Origin of the sequence: Kitasatospora sp. NPDC059146, from assembly GCF_042786665.1 — a bacterium.
Classification (GTDB): Bacteria; Actinomycetota; Actinomycetes; order Streptomycetales; family Streptomycetaceae; genus Kitasatospora.
The window spans coordinates 4,535-25,156 of record NZ_JBHZCY010000004.1 but is presented as its reverse complement, the minus strand read 5'-3'; the positions used below and the strand labels follow the sequence as shown (position 1 = coordinate 25,156).

The following is a 20,622-nucleotide window of genomic DNA, read 5'->3' as shown; positions in this document are numbered from 1 at the left end:
GGACATGCAACAGTTGATCAGCCCGCTGGGCGCTCCGGTCGCCGATCCGTCCGACCTGGAATCGCTCGCCGCCGTCTACGCGTACCCCGACCAGGTGAATCGGGGGCGCCCGTGGCTGCGGGCCAACATGGTGGCGGGGCTGGACGGCGGTGCGCGGCTCGACGGCCTCTCCGAGGGCCTCTCCGGGGACGCCGACAAGCGGATCTTCGGTGTGCTGCGGGCGCTGTCGGACGTGGTGCTGGTGGGCGCCGAGACGGTCCGGGCGGAGGGCTACCGGCCGGCCCGGGCCCGGGCGGACTTCGCGGCCGCGCGGGCCGCGGCGGGGCAGTCCCCGGCCCCGGCGATCGCGATCGTGAGCCGCTCGCTGGACCTCGACCTCACCGCGCCGCTGTTCACGGAACCGCTGGTCAGGACGGTGGTGATCACCGTCGAGGACGCCCCGCAGGAGCGCCGCCGGGCGGTCGCCGGGGTGGCCGACCTGGTGCTCGCCGGGCAGGGCTCGGTGGACCTGCGGGCGGGCGTGGCGGCCCTGGTGGAGCGGGGCTGGACGCGGCTGCTGACCGAGGGCGGCCCCCGCCTGCTGGGGCAGCTGGCGGCGGCGGGACTGCTGGACGAGCTGTGCCTGTCGCTGGCCCCGCTGGTCACCGGCGGCGACGCGCCGCGCATCGTCCGCGATGCGGAAATGCCGGACGTGCAGCGGATGCGGCTGGTCTCATTGATCGAGCAGAAAGGATTCCTCTTCACCCGCTACCTGCGTCACCTGGGTTCGGATGACCCCGTGACCCCCCGATCGTGATCCCGTTATGCGATGCCGGGGCCCGGGGGCCGGCCACTGGAAGGGACTCACGTGTTCAAGACGGTACTGATGATCGAAAAGGCGCTCTCGGACGCGGACGTGGAGCTCGTCACCACGCTCCACAGCGACGAGAAGGTGTCCTTCGTCGTCCTGATGCAGCCGCGCGGCAAGCAGGACGAGTTGCTGCGGGCGCTCGACGACGTCGCCCTCGGCCACCTCGACAAGGTGGTGCACGAGCACGACGAGTCCGCGGGCGGCCCGACCGTGGCCGGCGAATCGCTGGAGCACAGCCTGCGCCACCTGCGCCGTGCCGGGGCCGAGGCGGTCGGCGAGCTGGTCGAGGAGAAACCGCTGGACCGGCTGCGCGCCGTGGTCCGCGAACAGGAGGCGGACGAGGTGGTGGTGCTCACCTCGCCGCACTTCGTGGAGGAGTTCTTCCACCGCGACTGGGCCTCCCAGGCCCGCCACAAGGTGGGGGTGCCGGTGCTCAGGCTCTTCGCCAGCGACTCCTGACTCCGCCCGCCGGTGGTGCAGAATCGTCCTTGCGGTCCGCCCGCGAGGACGATTCGCACCCCGGCCGCCTGCCCACCAGATCCCGCCCGTACGGAGCCACGCCTTGAACGACGCCGCGCACGACCTGCACGCCCCGCACTTCATCGGCATCGGCGGCGCCGGGATGTCCGGCCTGGCGAAGATCCTCGCGGTGCGCGGTGCCAGCGTCTCCGGCAGTGACTCCAAGGAGTCCGAGACCGTCCTCGCGCTGCGCGCCCTCGGCGCCACCGTGCACGTCGGCCACGCCGCCGAGCACGTGCCGGACGGCGCCAGCAGCATCGTGGTCTCCAGCGCGATCCGCGCCGACAACCCCGAGCTGGTCGCCGCCCGCGAGCGCGGCATCCCGGTGGTGCACCGCTCCGACGCGCTGGCCGCGCTGATGGGCGGCCGCCGGGCGCTGGCGGTGGCCGGCACCCACGGCAAGACCACCACCACCAGCATGCTCGCCGTCGCCCTCGGCGAGCTGGGCCTGGAGCCGTCCTACGCGATCGGCGGCGACCTGGACGCGCCCGGCTCCAACGCCCGGCACGGCGTCGGCGAGATCTTCGTCGCCGAGGCCGACGAGAGCGACCGCAGCTTCCACAAGTACGCGCCCGAGGTGGCGATCGTGCTCAACGTGGAGCTGGACCACCACGCCAACTACGCCTCGATCGACGAGATCTACGAGTCCTTCGAGACCTTCGTCGGCCGGATCACCCCCGGCGGCACCCTGGTCGTCTCCGCCGACCACGACGGCGCCCGCGAACTGACCTCCCGGGTGGCCGCCCGCGAGGGCCTCCACGTGGTCACCGTCGGTGCCGCCGAGGACGCCGACCTGCGCGTCCTGTCGGTGGTCGCCCACGGCATGACCAGCGAGGTCACCGTCCTGCTGGACGGCGAGGAGCTGACCTTCACCGTCTCGGTGCCCGGTCGGCACTACGCCCACAACGCGGTGGCCGCGCTGGCCGCCGGCGTCGCGCTGGGCGTCCCGGCCGCCGACCTCGCCAAGGCGCTCGGCGCCTACACCGGCGTGCGCCGCCGGCTCCAGCTCAAGGGCGAGGCGGCCAGCGTCCAGGTGATCGACTCCTACGCCCACCACCCGACCGAGATGACCGCCGACCTGGAGGCGATCCGGGAGGGCCTGGAGGGCGACGGCCGCGTCCTGGTGGTCTTCCAGCCGCACCTGTTCAGCCGCACCCAGCAGCTCGCCGAGGAGATGGGCCGGGCGCTGGCGCTGGCCGACGCCTCGGTGGTGCTGGACATCTACCCGGCCCGCGAGGACCCGATCCCCGGGGTCACCAGCGAGCTGATCCTCGACGCCGCCCGCCGGGCCGGCGCCGACGTCACCCCCGAGCACGACTTCGCCGCCGCCCCCGCCCTGCTGGCCGGCCTGGCCCGCCCGGGCGACCTGCTGCTCACCATGGGCGCCGGCGACGTCACCAACCTGGGGCCCGAAATTCTCAAGCACCTCGCGAACGTTGCTTCCAACGTCTGACGTACGCCGAGCGGGAGTCGTGATGAGCTACGAGATCCAGAAGTCCGAGGCCGAGTGGCGCGCCCAGCTCAGCCCCGAGGAGTACCACGTGCTCCGCGAGGCGGGCACCGAGCGGCCCTTCGTCGGCGAGTACACCGACACCAGGACGGTCGGCGTGTACGCCTGCCGGGCCTGCGGGACGGAGCTGTTCAGCTCCGAGACCAAGTTCGACAGCCACTGCGGCTGGCCCTCGTACTACGCGCCGCTGGCCGGGGACCGGGTCGAGTACATCGAGGACACCTCGCTCGGCATGCGCCGGGTCGAGGTGCGCTGCGCCAAGTGCGGCGGGCACCTGGGGCACGTCTTCGAGGGCGAGGGCTACGGCACGCCGACGGACCAGCGGTACTGCATCAACAGCATCTCGCTGACCCTGCGGCCGGTCGAGGAGAGCTGACCGCCGGCGCCGAGGGCCCCGCACGCTCCGGCGGGCGGGGCCTCGGCGCGGTCCCGCCGGCGATACCGCCCCCGGGGCGCAGCGGGCCCGCAGGGGGCGCCCGGGGGGGGGGGACGGCGCCCGGCGCCAGAGCAACTCACCTGCCGGGGTGGCCAGTTCGAGGTCGCTGAGCCGACTGGTCAGCTGCTCGATGGCGGTGATCGCGATCAGCAGGGCCGGGTCCCGGGCCGGGCAGGCGTGCGGGCCGGCCGCCCAGGCCAGGTGGGCGCTCTCCCCGCTGCGCAGCTCGGTGCCGTCGGTGGCCGGCGCCGCCTGGGAGTTGGCGGCCGCGTAGGAGACCAGCACCAGCGAGCCGGCCGCGATCTCGCGCCCGTGGAAGGTGATGTCGTACCGCGGGTAGTGGGCCGAGAGGTTGGCCATCGGCGGCTCGTGCCACAGCACTTCGTCGATCGCCTGGTGGGCGGTCATCGCGCCGCCGAACAGCGAGCCGGCGTAGCGGGCGTCGGTGAGCAGCCGCAGCAGGGCGTTGCCGATCAGGTTGGTGGTCGGCTCGTGCCCGGCGATCATGGTCAGGGTGATCTGCCGGATCACCTCGTCGTCGTCCAGCCCGACCGGGTGGGTGACGAACCAGGAGGCCAGGTCGTGCCGGGGGCGTTCGCGGCGCTCGGCGACCATCGCGGTGACCACCGCGACGAGCTTGCCGTACGCGGCACCGGCCCGGGCGCCCGACTCGATCAGCCCGGTGATCGCGGCCACCACCTCGGCGTGCTCCTCCTCCGGCACGCCGAACCCGGTGGTCAGCACGAAGGCGGGCAGCTGGCGGGCGTACTCGGCGATCAGGTCGGCGCTGCCGACGGCGGCGAAGCGGTCGATCAGCTGGTGGGCCACCTCGGCGACCTGGCGCTGCAACCGGTGCGGTTCGAGCAGGGCCAGGCCGTCGGTGATCACCGCGCGGTAGCGGGCGTGCGTCGCGCCGTCGCTGAACAGCGCGGTGGGGCGGTAGCCGAGCACCGGCAGCAGCGGGGAGTCCGGCGGGACGGTCGCCTGCCAGGCGCGGGAGTCCTTGGAGAAGGTGTCGGTGTCGCGCAGCAGGTCCAGGGCGGCCTGGTAGTCGGTGACCAGCAGGGCCTCGACGCCGGGGGCGATCTCGACCGGGGCGACGGCGCCGTGGCGGCGCAGCCGCTCGTACACCAGCTGGGGGTCGGCGGCGAAGACCGGGCCGTAGATCGGGGTCGGTCGGGTCTCGACGGTCACGGGCGTTCCTGGGGATCGGTGGCGGTGGCGGTGGCGGGCAGGGTCTCCAGGACGTGCTCGGCCAGGGCGATCAGCGCGTCGAGGCTGCTGCCGCGCTCGCGCGCGTCGCACAGCAGCAGCGGGGTCGCGGCGTGCAGGTCCAGGTGGGCGCGCAGCACCTCGGGCGGGTGCTCCGGGGAGTCCGGGAAGGTGTTGACGGCGACGGCGTACGGCAGGCCCTGCTCCTCGACCATGTCCATGATCTCGAAGGAGTCGGCCAGTCGGCGGGTGTCGGCGAGCACCAGCGCGCCCAGGGCGCCGCGGGCGATGTCCTGCCAGAGCGGGAAGAAGCGGCGCTGGCCGGGGGTCCCGAACATGTAGAGCACCGTGTTGCCGGGCAGGGTGAGCCGGCCGAAGTCCACCGCGACGGTGGTGGTGGTCTTCTCCGGCAGGCCCGCCAGGTCGTCCACCGGCCGCCCGGTCTCGGTCATCGCCTCCTCGGTGTGCAGGGTGGCGATCTCGGAGAGGGTGCGGATGAGCGTGGTCTTGCCGACCCCGAACGGGCCGGCGACCACCAGTTTCATCAGCAGCTGGTCCCGGTCGGGCAGGTAGCCCACCCGGCTCGGCCCTGCGGCCGGGAGGTCCTGGCCGGGGCCGGGGCCGCTGCCGGGGTCACCGGAGCGCACGGAGTCCAACGAGGAGCCTCTCGACGATGGAGCGGTCGGTCTGCTGGGCGCGCGGGATCGGCGCGCGGGCGCGCAGGCAGCCCGCCTCGACCAGGTCGGCCGCCAGGAAGACGGTGGCGCTGACCGGCAGGCGCAGGTGCGCGGCGGCCTCCACCACGGTCAGCGCGCCGGGGCGCAGCAGCTCCCAGAGCCGGCGGTGCTCGGGGTCGAGGTCGCCGGGCGGTTCGGCGCGGTCCGCGAACAGGACGGTCAGCCGCTCGAAGCCGTCGGTGCCGGGGCGGCTGCGGCCGCCGGTGGCCAGGTAGGCGGGCACCATCCGCCTGCGGGGGACGGCGCTCATGACCCGGTCGGGGTGCCCTGCGCGCCGGCCTCCTGCTGCCGGGGCGGGCTGGCCAGGGCCCGGCCGAGGGCGGCGACCTGGAGCTGCATCTGGTAGGCCACGTTGCCGAGTTGGGCGTCCGGGGCGGTGAACACGGCGAGCGAGGTGTTCTCCCCGGCGGGGACCACGATGGCGTAGCCGAGGTCGGACTCCACCACGGTCTGGGCCAGCCGCGGCCGCTCGACGTCGGTGAAGGCGGTGGTGAAGGCGCGGGCCGCGGCGTGCACGGTGGCGGTCATCGCGGCGACCCGCTCGGCGGAGGCCCGGCCGAGGCCGTCGGAGGCGGCCTCGACGAGGCCGTCACCGGTGGCGACCACCGCGTGCAGCACCCCCGGGAGCTCCAGCAGCGGGTTCAGCACCCAGGAGATCTCTTCGGTGGCGGTCGGGCTGGGCGAGCTGCTCACTTTTGTACTCCCAGGGTGCTCCCGGCGTCGGCCGGGGGAAATGGGGGCCGTTCCGCCCTGCCGCACAGCGGCGTGCGGGCTCAAGGCATGTGGGTAGGAGCCGTTGTCGGTGGCTCCGGCTAGGTTGATCGTGTGCATCTGAGGTACTCCTATCGCGCCTATCCGACAGCGAGTCAGCGCGTGGCTCTGGCACGGACGTTCGGGTGCGCGCGGGTGGTGTACAACGACGCCCTCGCGACACGGAGGGACGCCTGGAAGGACGGCCTGCCGTACCCGAAGGCCACGGACTTGCAGAAGCAGGTCATCACAGCGGCGAAGAAGACTCCGGAGCGGGCGTGGCTCGCCTCGGTGGGCGTGGATCCGTTGATCCAGTCCCTCCGGGATCTGGACACGGCCTACCGGAACTTCTTCGACTCGGTGGCCCGCAAGCGGGAGGGCCGACCGGTCGGCCTGCCTCGGTTCAAGTCGAAGCGTGACGCCCGGCAGTCGCTGCGGTTCACCCGCAACGGCTTCCGCGTCCGGTCCAACGGGAAGCTGAACCTGGCGAAGATCGGCGATGTGCGGGTGAAGTGGTCGCGGGCGCTGCCCGCCGACCCGTCGTCGGTGACGATCGTGCTGGACCCGGCTGGGCGCTACCACGCGAGCTTCGTCGTGGACGTGGAGCCGTGCCACCTGCCCGAGGTCGATGCCGAGCTCGGCATCGACCTCGGGCTGACCACCTATGCCGTGCTCTCCGACGGCAGCGTGATCGACAATCCGCGCTTCCTGCGTAAGGCCGAGAAGCGGTTGAAGGCCGCGCAGCGGGAGCTGTCCCGTAAGGCCAAGGGGTCGAAGAACCGGGCCAAGGCCCGCCGCAAGGTCGCCAAGGCACACGCCAAGGTGGCCGACACCCGCAGGGACTGGCTGCACAAACAGACCACCAGGATCATCCGCGAAACCCAAGCGGTGTACCTGGAGGATCTGAACGTACACGGCCTCGCCCGAGGCCGCCTGGCCAAATCCGTCCACGATGCCGGATGGGCCACCTTCCGCCGACTGCTCGAAGAGAAAGCCGCACGGCGCGGGCGCACGGTCGGGATCGTGCACCGCACGTTCCCGTCCTCTCAGCTCTGCTCGGAGTGTGGGCACCGTGACGGTCCCAAGCCCCTCGCGATCCGCGCGTGGTCCTGCCGCGCATGTGGTGTGCTGCATGACCGTGACCTCAACGCCGCTCGCAACATCCTGGCCGCCGGGCAGGCGGACAGGCTAAACGCCCCCGGAGGGCCGGTGAGACCCGACGTGGCGATCCCACGCCGGGCACGGCCCGTCGAACGGGGAACCCGCCGGAACGCCGGCCGTACGGGGCAGGAGCCCCGCGCAGCAGGTGCGGCCGGAATCTCCCGGCCTCAGCCGGGGAGGATGTCAATGCTCGACTCCTTCTATGTCTGTCGGACCGGTGGTGTCGCCACCGGCGACGCCGTTCCGGGTGATCGCGCTGTCTTCGGGTGAGGCGCTGCCCGGGGCGGCCTGTGCCGCCGCGGCCCGGCCGGAGTCGGTGCCGCGCTGCAGGGCCTGCCAGTGGGCGGCGGCCCGCTCGGGGGTGCGGACGTACGGTGCGGGCTGCTCCCCCGGCCCTCCCGCCGTCCCGGCGGACGGTGCGCCGGGCGCCGCCCCCGGTTCCTCGCCGGTGCGCGGACGCCGCCGCCGTCGGCTGGGCAGGCCGCTGCCGTCCCCGTCGGGGGTGGCGGCGGTGTCCGGGTCGGGGACCACGTGGATGGCCGGCGCCGGGTGCGGGCCGGGCTGGTTGTGGCGGTCGGCGAGCACCGGCGGGGCCTGCTCGTCGGCGTCGCGCATCGGCGGGACGGCCGCGACGGTGGGCGCCGGTGCCGGGCCGCTGCCGGCCCGCAGCGGCAGCGGGGTGAGCACGGACAGCGGCTGCTCGTCGTCCACCGTGGTCACCAGCGCGGCCGGGATGCGCAGGAGGGTCCGCATGCCGCCGTACGGCGAGGGCTCGATGTGGCAGGTGAAGCCGTACTGGCGGGCCAGCTTGCCGACCACCGCGAAGCCGGTCTTGGGCGGGTTGCCCAGCTCGGTGAGCAGCACGTCCGACGGGCCGGCCAGCAGTCGGCGGGCCCGGCGCAGCTGGTCCTCGTCCATGCCGATGCCGCTGTCGTCGACGATCACCAGTGCGCCGCGGCCGCCCTGCTGGACGGTGACCGGGACGTCGGTCTCCGGGTGGGAGTAGGCGGTGGCGTTGGCGAGCAGTTCGGCGATGGCGATGGCGATCGGCTCGGCGGCCCGGGCGACCACGGCCAGCCGCTGCTCGCGCAGGTGGTTGGCGACCTTGATCCGGGCGTAGCCGGGCACCCGGGAGAGCGCGCCGACGACGACCTCGGCGAGCGGGGAGTCGGTCCGGGCCAGGCCCGGCCAGGCCTCGCAGAGCACGGCGACGGTCTGGATCCGGCGCAGCGCGACCTCGTTGCGGAAGTCGACCTCCAGCAGCCGGGGGTCGTCGTTGTCGTGCTGGAGCTGCTGGACCAGGCTCTGGATCTGGTAGAGCAGGGTCTGGATCCGGGAGGTGGCGCCGCGCATGGCGGCCCGGGCGGCGGCGTCGACCCGCTCGCGCTCGTCGGCGAGGGCCGCGGTGGTGGCGTCCAGGACGGACTGCAGGGCCCGGACGCCCTCGGGGCCGACGGCCTGCGGGTCCAGCGGGCCGACCGTCGGGGCGTTGGTGTGGGTCAGCCGGACGGCCGTGGCGGCGACCCGCTCCTGGGCGAGGTGGCCGATCTCCGCCAGCAGCGCGGCGCCGCCGCGGTCCGCGGCGGCCAGCCGGGCCTCGGCGGCCGCGGCGCGGGCGTTCGCCTCCCCGATGCCGGCGTTCGCCTCCTTGGCCCGGGCGTTGGCGGCGGCGCCCCGCTGGTCGGCGGCCCGGGTGTGCTCCTCGGCCCGCCGGGTCTGCTCGGCGGCGTTCCGTACGGCCTCCTGGGCCTCGTCCCGCTGGCGTTCCGCGCGGGCGAGTTTGGCCTCGGCGGCGCGGGCCTGCTGCGCGCCCTGGCCGAGCGCGGCCTCGGCGGCCACCGCCCGGCGGACGGCCGCGGCCCGGCCGCGGGCGAGCACGACCGCGGCCGCGGTGGTGGCCAGCGCCAGGACGATCAGCGCGATCAGCGCGATCTGCGTCATCGGGGTCCTCGGGTGTCCTTGCTGCTCGGCCCGGGCCGGCGCCCGGGGTTCGGTTCCGGGCGGAGCTCGGGAGCGGGGTGCGCGCGGGTGCGGTGGTGCGGGTGCCGGGGTGCGGGTGCCGGGTGCGCGCGGGGTCCGGCCGGGGTCGGGGCCCCGGCGGTCGGTGCCCCGGCGGTCGGTTCCGGGCGGTCAGTTCCGGGCGGGGCGCGGGCGCGGGATCCGGGCCGAGTCCTCGGCCAGTTCGCGGGCCACCACGGCGACCTGGGCCATGGCGTCCAGGATGCCGGGCAGTTCGGAGCCGTCCAGGTGCCGGTACTCGGCCGCGACGGTGAGCACCAGCCGCTCGGGCAGGCCGAGTTCGGGGTGGCGCTGCTCGGCGATCACCCGCCGGGCGGCGTCCAGCGCGGGTATCCCGGCGGCGTGCAGGGTGTGGGCGCGCTCGCGGACGTACGCCAGGTAGCCGATGTGCTCCTGGACGCCCTCGCGGTCGAGCACCGGGCCGTGGCCGGGGACGAAGATCTCCGCGCCGGTGTCCAGGGCCCGTTCGCAGGCGCCGATGACGTTCTCCAGCGGGCCGGCCCAGTGCGAGGGGTGGTCGCCCGGTTGCTCGGGGGTCGAGGAGAAGATCACGTCGCCGGTGAACACGGCGCGCTGGTGCGGCAGGTGGACCATCAGGTCGCCGCCGGTGTGGGCGGCGGGCAGGCTGGTGATCTGCACCGGGTAGCGGCCGACCGTGAGCTCCAGCTCGCCGGTGAAGACGGTGTCCGGGTGCACCGGCTCGGTGGTGGACCAGTCGAAGCCCCCGAAGTGCTCGCGGAGGTAGCCGCCGAGCGGGGAGTCCGGGTCGCTGTTGGTGAGCAGGGCGTGCTGCTGCTGGGGGGTGGGCTCCCAGTGGATGTGCTCCAGCGCCTCGCGGGTCGCGATCACCTCGGCGTCGGGGAGCACTCCGGCGCCCCACAGGTGGTCGCCGTTGGCGTGGGTGACGACCACCCGGTCGATGTCGACCCCGGTCGGCAGCAGGCGCCGGCTGGCGGCCAGGAACTCCCCGGCCAGTGAGGGGTCGTAGGGGGTGTCGATCCAGAGCGCGGTGGTCTCCGAGGCCAGCAGGCCGCAGTTGGCCAGGCCCCAGCCCCGCTTCGGGGGGAGCCACACGTACAGGTCCTCGGCAATCGCGCTCACGTTCGCACGGTTGATCGTCATGCGCGCGATTATGCCCATGTTGTGTCAGGGATGGGGCAAAAGCTGTACGAACAGCTGGAGTTAGTGCCCCGTTCCCTCCCGCACTGTCCGGATTCGCACCACGTGGTCGAGACCAATCGTCTCACGGCTCGGGACGACTGGTGGACACCTCGCCCCGGAAACCCGACGGGACGTCGGACCGCTGGGTGGGCAGCACCCGGCAGACCTCGACCGTGACGTCCACCGTGTCCAGCCCGATCACCCGCCCCTCCACCGCGACGAATCCTTTCTCCCCCGAGCGGAACAGCGCCGCCAGCGGGGACCCCCGGTTCGCCGAGGTCAGGGCCTCCACCGCCATCGCCGAACCGAAGGCGAACACCCCGCAGAGCACGACGCAGGGCGCCTGCCGGGGCGTGCGGGTGACGAAGATGAAGCCGTGGTCGCGGATCAGCTCCCCGGCCGGGTTGTACAGCGCCTCGAAGGTCATCCCGCCCCAGCGGGCACGGGCCTCGTCCGGGTACTCGACCGCGAAGTCCGGGAACACCGTGTCCAGCACGCCACCGGAGTACGAGTTGACGCCCGGCCCGCCGATCGAGAAGGTCGGCATCCGCGGGTCCTGCGCCCCCGCCACCACCAGCTCGATCGTCGCCTTGCGGTTGACCTTCCGCAGCAGGTCGGTCAGTTCCGCTATCGCCCTGGCCTCGGCCATCGGCACGAACAGCACGTTCTTCGGCCCGCGGCTGGTCAACTGGCAGCCGTCCGAGGTGAAGGCGAACTCCGCCACCTCCAGGCTCGGGATGACGATCTGCACCCGCCCGTACGGCGCCAGCAGCGCCCGCAGGAAGCCGTAGCGCAGGAACAGCCTGGTGCGGGCGAGGGAACGGGCCGCGAGGAAGCCGATCACGGCCGGCACCGATGCGATCAGCACCTGGAGCAGGATCTCCATATGATCCCCCGGAGGAAGACTCGACCACGAACTGTGCGCCCTGGTCATGTCCCCGTCCGTGGCCGGAAATACCCCCTTCGCGGCAAATCGGGGTGGCCGGATCTCCGCGCCCCGGTCACCCCAGGCGCTTGATCCCCTTCCGCTCCCCCGCGCAGCGCTCGTACCCCAGCCAGGCGTTGACCGCCAGCATCGGCGCGTTGGTGGCGTCGTTGCTGGTGTACGCGCGGCGGTGACCGGCCGCCGCCGCGAGCCGCAGCGACTCCAGCTTGGCCAGCTTGGCCAGCCCGCGGCCGCGGAACTCCCGGCGGCAGGCGGTGAACGCGGACCAGTAGCGGCCCATACCGTCGGTCTGCGCCATGGTGAAGGCCGCCGGCTCGCCGTCCACCACGGCGACCACCGTCAGCCCGAGGTCGAGGTCCGGCCGGGCCCAGTCGCCCCGCAGCCACTCCTCGTAGTCCAGGGCGTCCATCACCACCTCGCCGGGCTCGTCCCGGATCGCGTCCGCCTCCACCAGGAACAGCGGGCGCGGATCGTCCGCCCAGTCGGTGGCCGGGCGCAGCTCGACGCCGGCCGGCCGCACCGGTGCCTGTGGCAGCGGGAGGGCCAGGTCCCGCCCGCCGAAGTGGGCTTCGCGCCCCGGCTCGTAGCCCCGGGCGGCACCGAAGGCCAGGGCGGCGGGCTCGTCGTCCAGCCAGGTGTGCAGTTCGGCCACCCCGTGGGCGCTCAGGTGCCGTTCGGCCGCGGCCAGCAGCGCGGTGGCCGCGCCGCGCCGCCGGAACCCGGGCAGCACGCTGCCGTTGGCGTAGCCGACGCCGGTGGTCGTCGTCCCGAGCACCAGTCCGCAGCGCACCGCGCCGACCACCCGGCCGTCCAGTTCGGCGACGAAGGTGCGGAAGCGCTCCTCGGGATTCGTCCGGGAGTTCATCCAGAGCAGCGCCTCGGCGCTCATCACCAGGTGTTCGCGGCCGGCCCGGTGGGCGGCGGTCACCGCCTCGGCGTCGGCGGGGCGGAAGTCTCGGATCGTCAGTTCGGTCTCAGTCATCGATGCGCACGCTATCCGCGCCCGTCCGCCGCCGCCTCCGAATTTCCCCGCCACCGGGCCGTCCGTCCGCGGATCCGCCCCGGACGCCGGGCCGGAATCCTCGCGCACCTGAACGGCAAGGCTCAAATAATGCTCTGAGAAGACCGGGTGAGGCTTGGCAGCCACCCCGCCCGGGGACATCCTCAGCAACACGGCCGCGCGGTCCTGGCGACGACGCCCGCACCGCCCGACGGCCTCCCCACCCAGCCCTCCGAAGGGGGCGAACCGATGACCTCCCCTGCCCTGGACCTGCCCGGCTCCACCGCCTCCACAGTGGACACCGCCACGACGGAGACCACCGCGACGGCCACCACCGCGCCCCGGCTCGGCGTCGGCCTCGGCTGGCGCAGCGAGATCGACACCGTGGTCGAGCGCCAGCCCGGCCTGGACTGGGTCGAGGTGGTCGCCGAGAACGTCTGCGCCGACCACCTGCCCACCTCGCTCACCGTCCTGCGCGAACGCGGCGTCACCGTCGTCCCGCACGGCGTCGGCCTCGGCCTCGGCGGCGCCGACCGGCCCGACCCCGGCCGGCTCGGCAGGCTCGCCGGAACGGCCCTCGCGCTCGGCTCGCCCCTGGTCACCGAGCACCTGGCCTTCGTCCGGGCCGGCGGCCTGGAGGCCGGCCACCTGCTGCCCGTCCCGCGCACCCGGGACTCCCTGCGGGTGATCGCCGAGAACGTCCGGATCGCCCAGGACCAGCTGCCGGTGCCGCTCGCCCTGGAGAACATCGCCGCCCAACTCGCCTGGCCCGACGACGAGTTCACCGAGGGCGAGTTCCTCGCCGAACTCGTCGCGCGGACCGGCGTCCGACTGCTGATCGACGTGGCCAACCTGCACACCAACCGGGTCAACCTCGGCACCGACCCGGCCGCCGAGCTCGACCGCCTGCCGCTGGAGGCGCTCGCCTACGTGCACGTCGCCGGCGGCACCCTGGTCGACGGCGTGTGGCACGACACCCATGCCCACCCCGTCACCGAACCGGTGCTGGAGGTCCTGGCCGAACTCTGCGCGCGGGTCGAACCGCCCGGCGTCCTGCTGGAACGGGACGCCGACTTCCCGCCGCCCTCCGAACTGGCCGGTGAACTGGACGCCATCCGTCGGGTGCTGGAGGGGAGCACCCGATGACGCCCGACCTGAACCCCGTCGAGCCGAAGGAGGGCGCCGGCGCCGAGGACGCGACCGGCACCCCCCGGGAGCTCCTGGCCCGGCGCCAGACGGAACTGCTGGCCGCCCTGGTGGCCGGCGGGCCCGTCCCGCCGGGCTTCGACCCGGACCAGGTCCGCGCCCAGTCCACCGGCCTCGCCGCCAAGCGGCGCGACACCACCGCGAAGGTCGCCCCCGACCTGCCCCGCCTGCTCGGGGCACGGTACGGGCCGCTCTTCCTCGCCTACGCCCGCACCCACCCGCAGACCGGCGGCTACCACGCCGACGCCCGGGCCTTCGCCGCGTGGGTGCTCACCGACGGCGGCCCGTCCGCCGCCGACCACCGCCGCGCCCTGGAGCAGTGGCTCCACCCGGCGCCCCAACCGCCGCCCGGCCCGCTCGCCAGGCTGCGCCGGGCCCTGCGCGGCCACTGATCCGACGTCTCAATCGGGGGAACCGCCCATGTGGCACAACAGCTACTTCCTGATCCCGGCCCTCCTGCTGGTCGCGGCCGCGCTGTACGCCTCCCAGGCCAGGCAGCGGGTCCGCCACGTGCCCCACCCGCAGGGCCTGCCCGGCCGCGGCCTGCCGCTGCTGGACACCGCCTTCCTGGCAGGCGGCCCGGGCCGGGTCTTCGACACCGCGCTGGTCCGGATGCACCTCGGCGAACAGGTCGTGATCAACCGCACCGGACTGGTCACCCTCACCGGCGCCCGCCCGTACGACGCGGTCGACCAGGCCGTGCACGACGCCGTCGGCTCGACCGGCAGCCTGGAACTCGGCACCCTGCGCCGCACGGTGATGCGCTCCGCCGCCGTCCAGGAGATCGGCGACCGGCTCGCCGACCGCGGCCTGATGCGCCGCCCGGAACGGCTGCACCGGGCCCGCGTCGCACGGCGGCTGCTCTGGCTGGCGATGCTCGACGTCGTGGTCTTCGCCGGGCTCGCCCTGCTGCTGGACGACAACGACGCCCTCCACGACCGGCCCAACCTCTGGTACCCGGGCCTCTTGCTGCTCCTCGGCGCCGTCGCCCTGCTCGCCACCCTCCCCGCCGACGGCCGGGTCACCCCGGCCGGGCACCGCCAGCTCGCGCTGATGCAGGGCAGCACCCCGTGGACGCCCGGCTCCGGCGTCTCCCCCCGGCTGACGGGCGGCGCGATGCTGGGCGCGGTCGCCCTCGGCGGACTGGCCGCGGCCGCGCTGGACGACCAGGAGCTGGAGGCCGCGATGCTGGCCGCGGCGGCCGAGGACGAGGCGGTACGACAGGCCCAGGCGGCCTCGTCCTCCTCCTTCTTCTCCTCGGGCGGATCCTCGTCCGGTACCTCCTCGTCCGGCGGGTCCTCCTGCGGCGGGTCCTCCTGCGGCGCCGCCTCCACCGCCTCCTGCGGCTCCTCCGACTCCGGCTCCACCCACCACCACTCCTCGTGCGGCGGCTCCTCGCACTCCAGCTGCGGCTCCTCGTCGAGCTGCGGTTCGTCCTCCAGCTGCGGCTCCTCGTCCAGTTGCGGGAGCAGCTGCGGCGGCTCCTGACGTCACAGTTCGGTATCGCGCCCCGGGAAGCCGTTCCCCACGCCGGGGCCCCAGGCATAGAACAAGCCCATGTGGTTGCTGTTCCTGATACCGGCCTGTGTCGCGGCGGTGCTGTCCTGCCTCCGGCTGGTGCGGATGACCGCCACCGCCGATGCCCTCGCCGACCAGGACGGGCGGCGCCCGCCGGAAGCCGTCGGCATCGGACTGTACGAGACGGCCTACCTGGCCGGCGGCCCGGACCGGGTGGTGGAGCTCGCCCTCGTCCTGATGGCCGGCCGCGGCCGCCTGCACCTCGCCCACACCGGCTGGACCACCGTGGTCGACCCCAGGGGCCGCAGCCGGCTGGAACGGGCGGTCGTCGCCACCGTCGGCCCCGAGGGCCAGTGCCGCACCGACGAGCTGCGCCGGGCGATGGGCGAGCACCCCACCGTGCTGGAGATCGGCGCCCGGCTGGCGCTGGCCGGCCTGGCCACCCCGGCCCTGGTCCAGCGCAACACCGTGGTGGTGGTGCGCCAGGTCCGGCACGCGATGCTGCTGACGGTGGTGCTGCTCGCCGCCGCGGTCTCGCTCAGCGGCTTCACCGGCGGTGACACCCTCGCCCCGATCGCCTGGTTCTCGCTGCCGCTGGTGCTCACCGCGGGCACCCTGCTGATGGCCCGGGTCGACGTCTACCCGTACACCCGCTGGGCCTCCCCGATCGGCCAGGAGGTGCTGCGCGAGGTCCGCCCGGCCCGCCAGCACGGCCTCGCCGACGACGAGGAGCGCGAACTGCTCACCGCCGTCGCCATGAACGGCCCCGCCGTGCTCCCCGACGCCCGGCTGCGCGCCGCCCTGCGCCCGCACCGCGGCTGAAAACCGGCTGCGCCGACGGCCCTGACCGGGGCAGACTCCGCCCCATGGACGACCACCACCGCGCCGCGCTCGACCGCGCCCACCGCGAAGGCCGGCCGGTCCGGCTGCGCCGCTCGATCCCCGGAGCGGACGAGCTGGAGGGCTTCGTCCTCGGCACCGGCCCGGTCTGGACGCTGCTCGCCGCGTGCACCGACCACCACCTCGACGGCTGGACGGCCGTGCGCACCACCGACCTGCGCAAGGTCCGCGACCTCGGCGGCCCCGACACCCTGACCGTGCGGGTGCTGCGCCGCCGGGGCCGGTGGCCCGTCCGGCCGCCGGGCGCCGAACTGCCGCTGGACGACCTGCCGGGGCTGCTCGCCACCGCCTGTGCGGAGTACGGCCTGATCGCGCTGCACACCGAGCGGAACGCCCCGGACTCCTGCTGGGTCGGCGCCGTCACCGCCGTGCGCCCCGCCTCGCTGCGGCTGCACGAGGTCGACCCCGAGGCGCGCTGGCGCCCGGAGCCGATGAAGTTCCGCTTCTCCGACGTCACCCGGGTCGACCTCGGCACCCGCTACAACGCCGTCCTGCGGGAGTTCGCGGGGCCGCGCCCCTGACGAACGGCCGGAGGCCGGCTCCCACCCCAGCGGGGGGGGAGCCGGCCTCCGGTGCGACGCGGGTCAGGCCAGGCCGTTCAGCAGCTCGCTCACCGGCTTGCGGCGGCCGGTGAAGAACGGCACCTCCTCGCGGACGTGCAGCCGGGCCCGGGAGGGACGCAGGTCGCGCATCAGGTCGACGATCCGGTGCAGCTCGTCCGCCTCGAAGGCGAGCAGCCACTCGTAGTCGCCGAGCGCGAACGAGGCCACCGTGTTGGCCCGCACGTCCGGGTAGCCGCGGGCCATCTGGCCGTGCTCGGCGAGCATCGCGCGCCGCTCGGCGTCCGGCAGCAGGTACCACTCGTAGGAGCGGACGAACGGGTAGACGCAGACGTAGTCGCGCGGGCGCTCGTCGGCCAGGAAGGCCGGGATGTGCGACTTGTTGAACTCGGCCGGGCGGTGCAGGGCCATGTTCGACCAGACCGGCTCCAGCTGGCGGCCCAGGCCGGTGCGGCGGAAGCGGTTGTACGCCTCCTGGAGGTCGTCCGAGTCCTCGGCGTGCCACCAGACCATCAGGTCGGCGTCCGCGCGCAGCCCGGAGACGTCGTAGGTGCCGCGGATCGTCACGTCCTTGGCGTCCAGCTGCGCGAACAGCTCGTCCACCTCGGCGGCGAGGGCGGTGCGGTCCTCGGGCAGGGCGCCCTTGAGCTTGAACACCGACCACATGGTGTAGCGGATGACCTGGTTCAGGTCGCGCGCCTTCTTCTTCTCGGGCCGCTGCTCGGGCTCCCGCTCAACGCTCTCAGTCATGCGCCCATTGTCCTCTCCGTGGAACCGTCCCCGGTCGTCGGGGTCAACCGTTCGTCGATGTGCTCACCGACGGCCGCCGCGGCGGCGGCCGCCGAAGCGATGCAGGCCGGGATCCCCACCCCGTCGTACGCGGCGCCGCACAGCGCCAGGCCGCCCACCGCCCGCACCGACGCCCGCACCCGGGCCACCCGGTCCGGATGGCCCACCGGGTACTGCGGCAGGCCCGCCGTGAAACGCGACACGACGGTGTCGTACGGCCGGGCGGTCAGGCCGACCGCCTCCGCCAGGTCCGCCAGCGAGCGGGCCACCAGCTCCTCGTCCGGCAGCTCCAGCACCTCGTCCTCGCGGTGGCGGCCCAGCGAGGTGCGCAGCAGGAAGGCGTCCGGGGCGGAACGCTGCAGCCAGCCCCACTTGTTGGAGGAGAAGGTCGAGGCCTTGATCCGACGGCCGTCCACCGGCGGTACCAGGAAGCCGCTGCCGGCCGGCGGCTCGGGCAGGTCGGCGCGGCGGAACGCCAGGGTCACCAGGGCCATGCCCGCGTACTCGACGGCGTCCAGCTCGGCGGCCGCCGCCGGGGCGTCCGCCCGCAGCAGCCGGGCCGCGGCCGGCGCCGGGACGGCCAGCACCACGGCGTCGGCGGTCAGCACCTCGCCGCCGGCCACCACCCGCCAGCCCTCGGGGGTGCGGCGCAGCTCCTCCACCGGGGTGTCGGTGCGCAGGTCCACGCCCGCCTTCACACAGGCCGCGGCCACCGCCCCCGGCAGGGTGCCGAGGCCGCCGCGCAGCCCCTGGAACACCGGGGTGCCGACCACCTGCGGCCGGGACGCCAGCGCGTGCACCCCCTCGACCAGCGAGCCGCCGCTCCGGGCGATCGGCAGCAGCTGCGGCACGGCGGCGCGCAGCGAGATCTCCTCGGCGCGACCGGCGTAGACGCCGCCCAGCAGCGGCTCCACCAGCCGGTCCACCACCTCCTGGCCGAGCCGGTCGGCGACGTAGCGGCCGATCGCGACGTCCGCCCCGACCTCGCCGGCCCGCTCGTGCCGGGCCCGCTCCAGCCCCTCGGCGCTCAGCACCCCGGAGGCGGCCAGCGCCTCCAGGTCGCCCGGGACGCCCATCACCTGCCCGCCCGGCAGCGGCCGCAGCGCGCCCCTGGTCCAGATCGCCGCCTTGGCGCCGGTCGGCGGCTCCAGCTCCGCCCCCAGCCCGACGGCCCGGGCCAGCTCCACGGCCTCCGGCCGCCGCGCCAGCACCGACTCGGCCCCGAGGTCAACCCGGACCCCGCCGACCTCGCCGCCCCACAACTTCCCGCCGACCCGCCCCGACGCCTCCAGCAGTGTCACCCGCGCCCGCGCCGGCCCCCCGGCCGCCCCGCTCAGGAAGGCGGCCGCAGCCAGCCCCGCGATCCCACCACCGACGACGACGACCTGTGCATCCGACATGCCTCGCAGTCTCGCAGGTCTTTACACGGATGCCTCAATCCGCTGCACGCTTCCGCCGGGACACGAACCTGTCGAGATCGATGACGGTCGGGAACGGCACCGGCCGCTCCAGCTTGCCCCGGAAGATCCCGGCCGGCGCGTAGGCACTTGCCGCTGGATCCAGCTCGTAGACGTGCACGACCGGCAGACCGTCCTCCTCCTCGACGATCCAATAGTGCCGAATTCCGGCCTTGGCGTACTTCCGGAACTTGACCTCGCGGTCGCGTTGGGCGGACTCCGGAGAGACCACCTCAACGACCAGTACCACCTCGGTCGGCTCGTACCACGTGCGAGTGGGGTCGGGCTCGGCGCTCACGACCATCACATCTGGTTCCGGGCGGTTGGTGCGGTCGAGCTTGATCGTGATCTCGCGCTCCGGCCACAATCCATCCGGCACGAGGCCTTCCAGCGCCGCGTTCAGGCCCGATACGACCCAACTGTGCCAAGTGCGCTGCGGGGACATCATGAAGACCAGGGCTCCGTCGATCAGCTCGGTGTGCCGCGGCGCCTGCGGCAGGTGGTCGAGGTCGTCAGCGATCCAACCCTCGACTCTGGGCGCGTACATCCAGTCCGGCAGCTCGCTCATAACTCCAAGATAGCGAGTTCTGCGGCGCTGCCTGCGGGCCACACAAGCCGTGTGCCACAGAGCCGGTCATGGCGAACCTGCGGGATGGAGCACTCCGGTGGGTCGTGTCCGTCCCGGGGCCGAGCTGTGATGGACCTGCGATCTGCCGGGCGGGTCCGTCGGGCAGGCTCTTGCGTCCAATGGCAGGAAATGCCAGCGGACTTGGGGAGGGGCCGGGGAATGGGACGACGGGCGAGGGCCGGGGTGCCGGTGGTGGCGGTGGCCGCCGCGGTGCTGCTGGCCGGGGGTTGCAGTGCGAGCGGCGGCGGGGAATCGGGGCGGAACGACTCGGCGGGAGCGCCGGCGAAGGCGGCCGGTGGGGCGGCCGCGCCGGCCGCTCCCGCCCCGGCGGGCGGGCAGCCCTCCGGGGCGCCGGCGGCCGCCGGGGTCACTCCGGCCGCGGACGCCCGGCTGATCTCGTACACCGCGCAGCTCTCGCTGACCACCAAGGACGTCGGGCAGGTCCTGGGCAGGGCGCGGGAGTTGACGACCGCGTCGGGCGGTTACGTGGGCGGCGAGTCGGTCAACGGCGGCGGTGCGGACGAGTACGGCCAGTTGACGCTGCGGATCCCGTCCGCCGCCTACCAGCAGACCCTGGACCAGCTGGCCGCCCTGGGCCGGGTGGTCTCGCGCAAGAGCCAGGCGGACGACCTGACCCAGCAGGTCGCGGACGTGGCGAGCCGGGTGCAGACCCAGCAGGCGAGCGTGGACCGGGTGCGGGCGCTGATGGCCCAGGCCAAGACGCTGAGCGACATCACCTCGCTGGAGGGCGAGTTGAGCCGCCGGGAGGCGGACCTGGAGTCCTTGCAGAAGCAGCAGAAGGAGCTGGCCGCCCGGACCTCGTACTCGACCGTCACCCTGGACGTCCACCGGGAGGCGGTGGCCCCCACGCCGACCCCGACGCCGACGGCGGCCGGGGGGAAGGGCTTCGGCGAATCGGTGGGTTCGGCGCTGGGCGGCGGCTGGCACGTGCTGGTCGCGATCGGGACCGCGCTGGTGGTGGCGCTGGCCGCGGTGGCGCCGTTCCTGCTGGTGCTCGGGGTCCCGGGGGCGCTGCTCTACCGGTACTGGCGCCGGACCCGCGCACGGCCGGTCGTCCGGCCCGAGGAGCCCGAGCACCCCGAGGAGCCCGAGCACCCCGGGGCTTCCGGGGAATGACGCACGGCGGCGGGGGCCCCCACACCCAGCGGCCCCCCCCCCCGGGCGGCCGCCGCCCGCCCGCGCCCGCCCCCGCGGCGGCGGCCCCGCGGGGCCCCGGCGGGCGCTCTGCCGCAGCGGCCGGGG

21 protein-coding genes and 1 pseudogene are annotated in these 20,622 nt (G+C 74.4%); 12 read left to right on the top strand and 10 right to left on the bottom strand.

From position 1 onward, the window contains the following. The first annotated feature begins 4 nt into the window (after positions 1–4). The 6 genes from ACFXPX_RS02595 to ACFXPX_RS02570 all read left to right on the top strand — a co-directional run bounded on the left by ACFXPX_RS02595 (position 5) and on the right by ACFXPX_RS02570 (position 4,213). On the top strand, positions 5–796 hold the full coding sequence (locus ACFXPX_RS02595) for a pyrimidine reductase family protein (RefSeq protein WP_375888332.1): 792 nt from the start codon (positions 5–7) through the stop codon (positions 794–796). A gap of 51 nt (positions 797–847) precedes the next feature. Next, positions 848–1,309, top strand: coding sequence for an indole-3-glycerol phosphate synthase (locus ACFXPX_RS02590; protein ID WP_380524189.1), 462 nt, complete (start codon positions 848–850; stop codon positions 1,307–1,309). Positions 1,310–1,433: 124 nt separating this feature from the next. Continuing rightward, positions 1,434–2,822: a UDP-N-acetylmuramate--L-alanine ligase gene (gene murC, locus ACFXPX_RS02585; protein ID WP_380639423.1), complete on the top strand. Its 1,389-nt coding sequence runs from the start codon at positions 1,434–1,436 to the stop codon at positions 2,820–2,822. Between the two features lie 22 nt (positions 2,823–2,844). Further along, positions 2,845–3,255: a peptide-methionine (R)-S-oxide reductase MsrB gene (gene msrB / locus ACFXPX_RS02580; protein ID WP_375888324.1), complete on the top strand. Its 411-nt coding sequence runs from the start codon at positions 2,845–2,847 to the stop codon at positions 3,253–3,255. Positions 3,256–3,403: 148 nt separating this feature from the next. Then, entirely contained in the window at positions 3,404–3,589 is a 186-nt protein-coding gene (locus ACFXPX_RS02575; RefSeq protein WP_380639324.1) for a hypothetical protein, read from the top strand. A 345-nt stretch (positions 3,590–3,934) separates the two neighbouring features. Further along, positions 3,935–4,213 (top strand): hypothetical protein, encoded by a 279-nt coding sequence (locus ACFXPX_RS02570; protein WP_380639322.1) that lies wholly within the window; start codon positions 3,935–3,937, stop codon positions 4,211–4,213. A gap of 292 nt (positions 4,214–4,505) precedes the next feature. Here ACFXPX_RS02570 and ACFXPX_RS02565 read toward each other — a convergent pair whose 3' ends face one another. The 3 genes from ACFXPX_RS02565 to ACFXPX_RS02555 form a co-directional block, all read right to left on the bottom strand. Next, positions 4,506–5,072 (bottom strand): ATP/GTP-binding protein, encoded by a 567-nt coding sequence (locus ACFXPX_RS02565; protein ID WP_375888485.1) that lies wholly within the window; start codon positions 5,070–5,072, stop codon positions 4,506–4,508. 88 nt (positions 5,073–5,160) lie between these two features. Continuing rightward, a complete protein-coding gene (locus ACFXPX_RS02560; protein ID WP_375888319.1) occupies positions 5,161–5,514 on the bottom strand; it encodes a DUF742 domain-containing protein in 354 nt (117 codons plus the stop codon). After that, positions 5,511–5,957, bottom strand: a complete 447-nt coding sequence (locus tag ACFXPX_RS02555; protein ID WP_375888317.1) for a roadblock/LC7 domain-containing protein — start codon at positions 5,955–5,957, stop codon at positions 5,511–5,513. The genes ACFXPX_RS02560 and ACFXPX_RS02555 overlap by 4 nt, the downstream gene beginning before the upstream one ends. 132 nt (positions 5,958–6,089) lie before the next feature. Between ACFXPX_RS02555 and ACFXPX_RS02550 the strand changes: the two genes are divergently transcribed. Further along, entirely contained in the window at positions 6,090–7,445 is a 1,356-nt protein-coding gene (locus ACFXPX_RS02550) for an RNA-guided endonuclease InsQ/TnpB family protein (protein ID WP_380639320.1), read from the top strand. On the opposite strand, the gene ACFXPX_RS02545 is transcribed toward ACFXPX_RS02550, so the two are convergent. The 4 genes from ACFXPX_RS02545 to ACFXPX_RS02530 all read right to left on the bottom strand — a co-directional run bounded on the left by ACFXPX_RS02545 (position 7,359) and on the right by ACFXPX_RS02530 (position 12,283). Further along, positions 7,359–9,116 carry an ATP-binding protein gene (locus ACFXPX_RS02545; protein ID WP_380524194.1) on the bottom strand — a complete coding sequence of 586 codons (1,758 nt, stop codon included), beginning with the start codon at positions 9,114–9,116 and terminating at the stop codon, positions 7,359–7,361. The genes ACFXPX_RS02550 and ACFXPX_RS02545 overlap by 87 nt on opposite strands. Positions 9,117–9,305: 189 nt before the next feature. Beyond that, positions 9,306–10,316 carry an MBL fold metallo-hydrolase gene (locus tag ACFXPX_RS02540; RefSeq protein ID WP_380639318.1) on the bottom strand — a complete coding sequence of 337 codons (1,011 nt, stop codon included), beginning with the start codon at positions 10,314–10,316 and terminating at the stop codon, positions 9,306–9,308. A gap of 121 nt (positions 10,317–10,437) precedes the next feature. Further along, a complete protein-coding gene (locus ACFXPX_RS02535) occupies positions 10,438–11,241 on the bottom strand; it encodes a hypothetical protein (RefSeq protein WP_375888311.1) in 804 nt (267 codons plus the stop codon). 115 nt (positions 11,242–11,356) lie between these two features. Further along, the gene (locus ACFXPX_RS02530; protein WP_380639316.1) at positions 11,357–12,283 is read right to left on the bottom strand and encodes a GNAT family N-acetyltransferase; all 927 of its coding nucleotides are present in this window, start codon (positions 12,281–12,283) and stop codon (positions 11,357–11,359) included. A 267-nt stretch (positions 12,284–12,550) separates the two neighbouring features. Between ACFXPX_RS02530 and ACFXPX_RS02525 the strand changes: the two are divergent. The 4 genes and pseudogenes from ACFXPX_RS02525 to ACFXPX_RS02510 all read left to right on the top strand — a co-directional run bounded on the left by ACFXPX_RS02525 (position 12,551) and on the right by ACFXPX_RS02510 (position 16,446). After that, positions 12,551–13,899, top strand: a pseudogene (locus ACFXPX_RS02525) (DUF692 domain-containing protein). 28 nt (positions 13,900–13,927) lie between these two features. Then, positions 13,928–14,995 (top strand): TIGR04222 domain-containing membrane protein, encoded by a 1,068-nt coding sequence (locus ACFXPX_RS02520; protein WP_380639314.1) that lies wholly within the window; start codon positions 13,928–13,930, stop codon positions 14,993–14,995. 69 nt (positions 14,996–15,064) lie between these two features. Then, positions 15,065–15,847 carry a TIGR04222 domain-containing membrane protein gene (locus ACFXPX_RS02515; protein ID WP_380524203.1) on the top strand — a complete coding sequence of 261 codons (783 nt, stop codon included), beginning with the start codon at positions 15,065–15,067 and terminating at the stop codon, positions 15,845–15,847. A 44-nt stretch (positions 15,848–15,891) separates the two neighbouring features. Beyond that, complete coding sequence (locus tag ACFXPX_RS02510; RefSeq protein WP_380639312.1) at positions 15,892–16,446, top strand: hypothetical protein; 555 nt, start codon at positions 15,892–15,894, stop codon at positions 16,444–16,446. Between the two features lie 63 nt (positions 16,447–16,509). Here ACFXPX_RS02510 and hemQ read toward each other — a convergent pair whose 3' ends face one another. From hemQ to ACFXPX_RS02495, 3 genes are read right to left on the bottom strand one after another with little or no spacing between them, the layout of a single operon-like run. Next, on the bottom strand, positions 16,510–17,235 hold the full coding sequence (gene hemQ, locus ACFXPX_RS02505) for a hydrogen peroxide-dependent heme synthase (RefSeq protein WP_375888299.1): 726 nt from the start codon (positions 17,233–17,235) through the stop codon (positions 16,510–16,512). Next, positions 17,232–18,674, bottom strand: coding sequence for a protoporphyrinogen oxidase (gene hemG / locus ACFXPX_RS02500; protein ID WP_380639310.1), 1,443 nt, complete (start codon positions 18,672–18,674; stop codon positions 17,232–17,234). Before hemG ends, hemQ begins: the two co-directional genes overlap by 4 nt. A gap of 34 nt (positions 18,675–18,708) precedes the next feature. Then, entirely contained in the window at positions 18,709–19,299 is a 591-nt protein-coding gene (locus ACFXPX_RS02495; RefSeq protein ID WP_380524210.1) for a Uma2 family endonuclease, read from the bottom strand. Between the two features lie 219 nt (positions 19,300–19,518). On the opposite strand from ACFXPX_RS02495, the gene ACFXPX_RS02490 reads away from it, so the two are divergent. Then, positions 19,519–20,496, top strand: coding sequence for a DUF4349 domain-containing protein (locus tag ACFXPX_RS02490; protein ID WP_380592744.1), 978 nt, complete (start codon positions 19,519–19,521; stop codon positions 20,494–20,496). Positions 20,497–20,622: the final 126 nt, after the last annotated feature.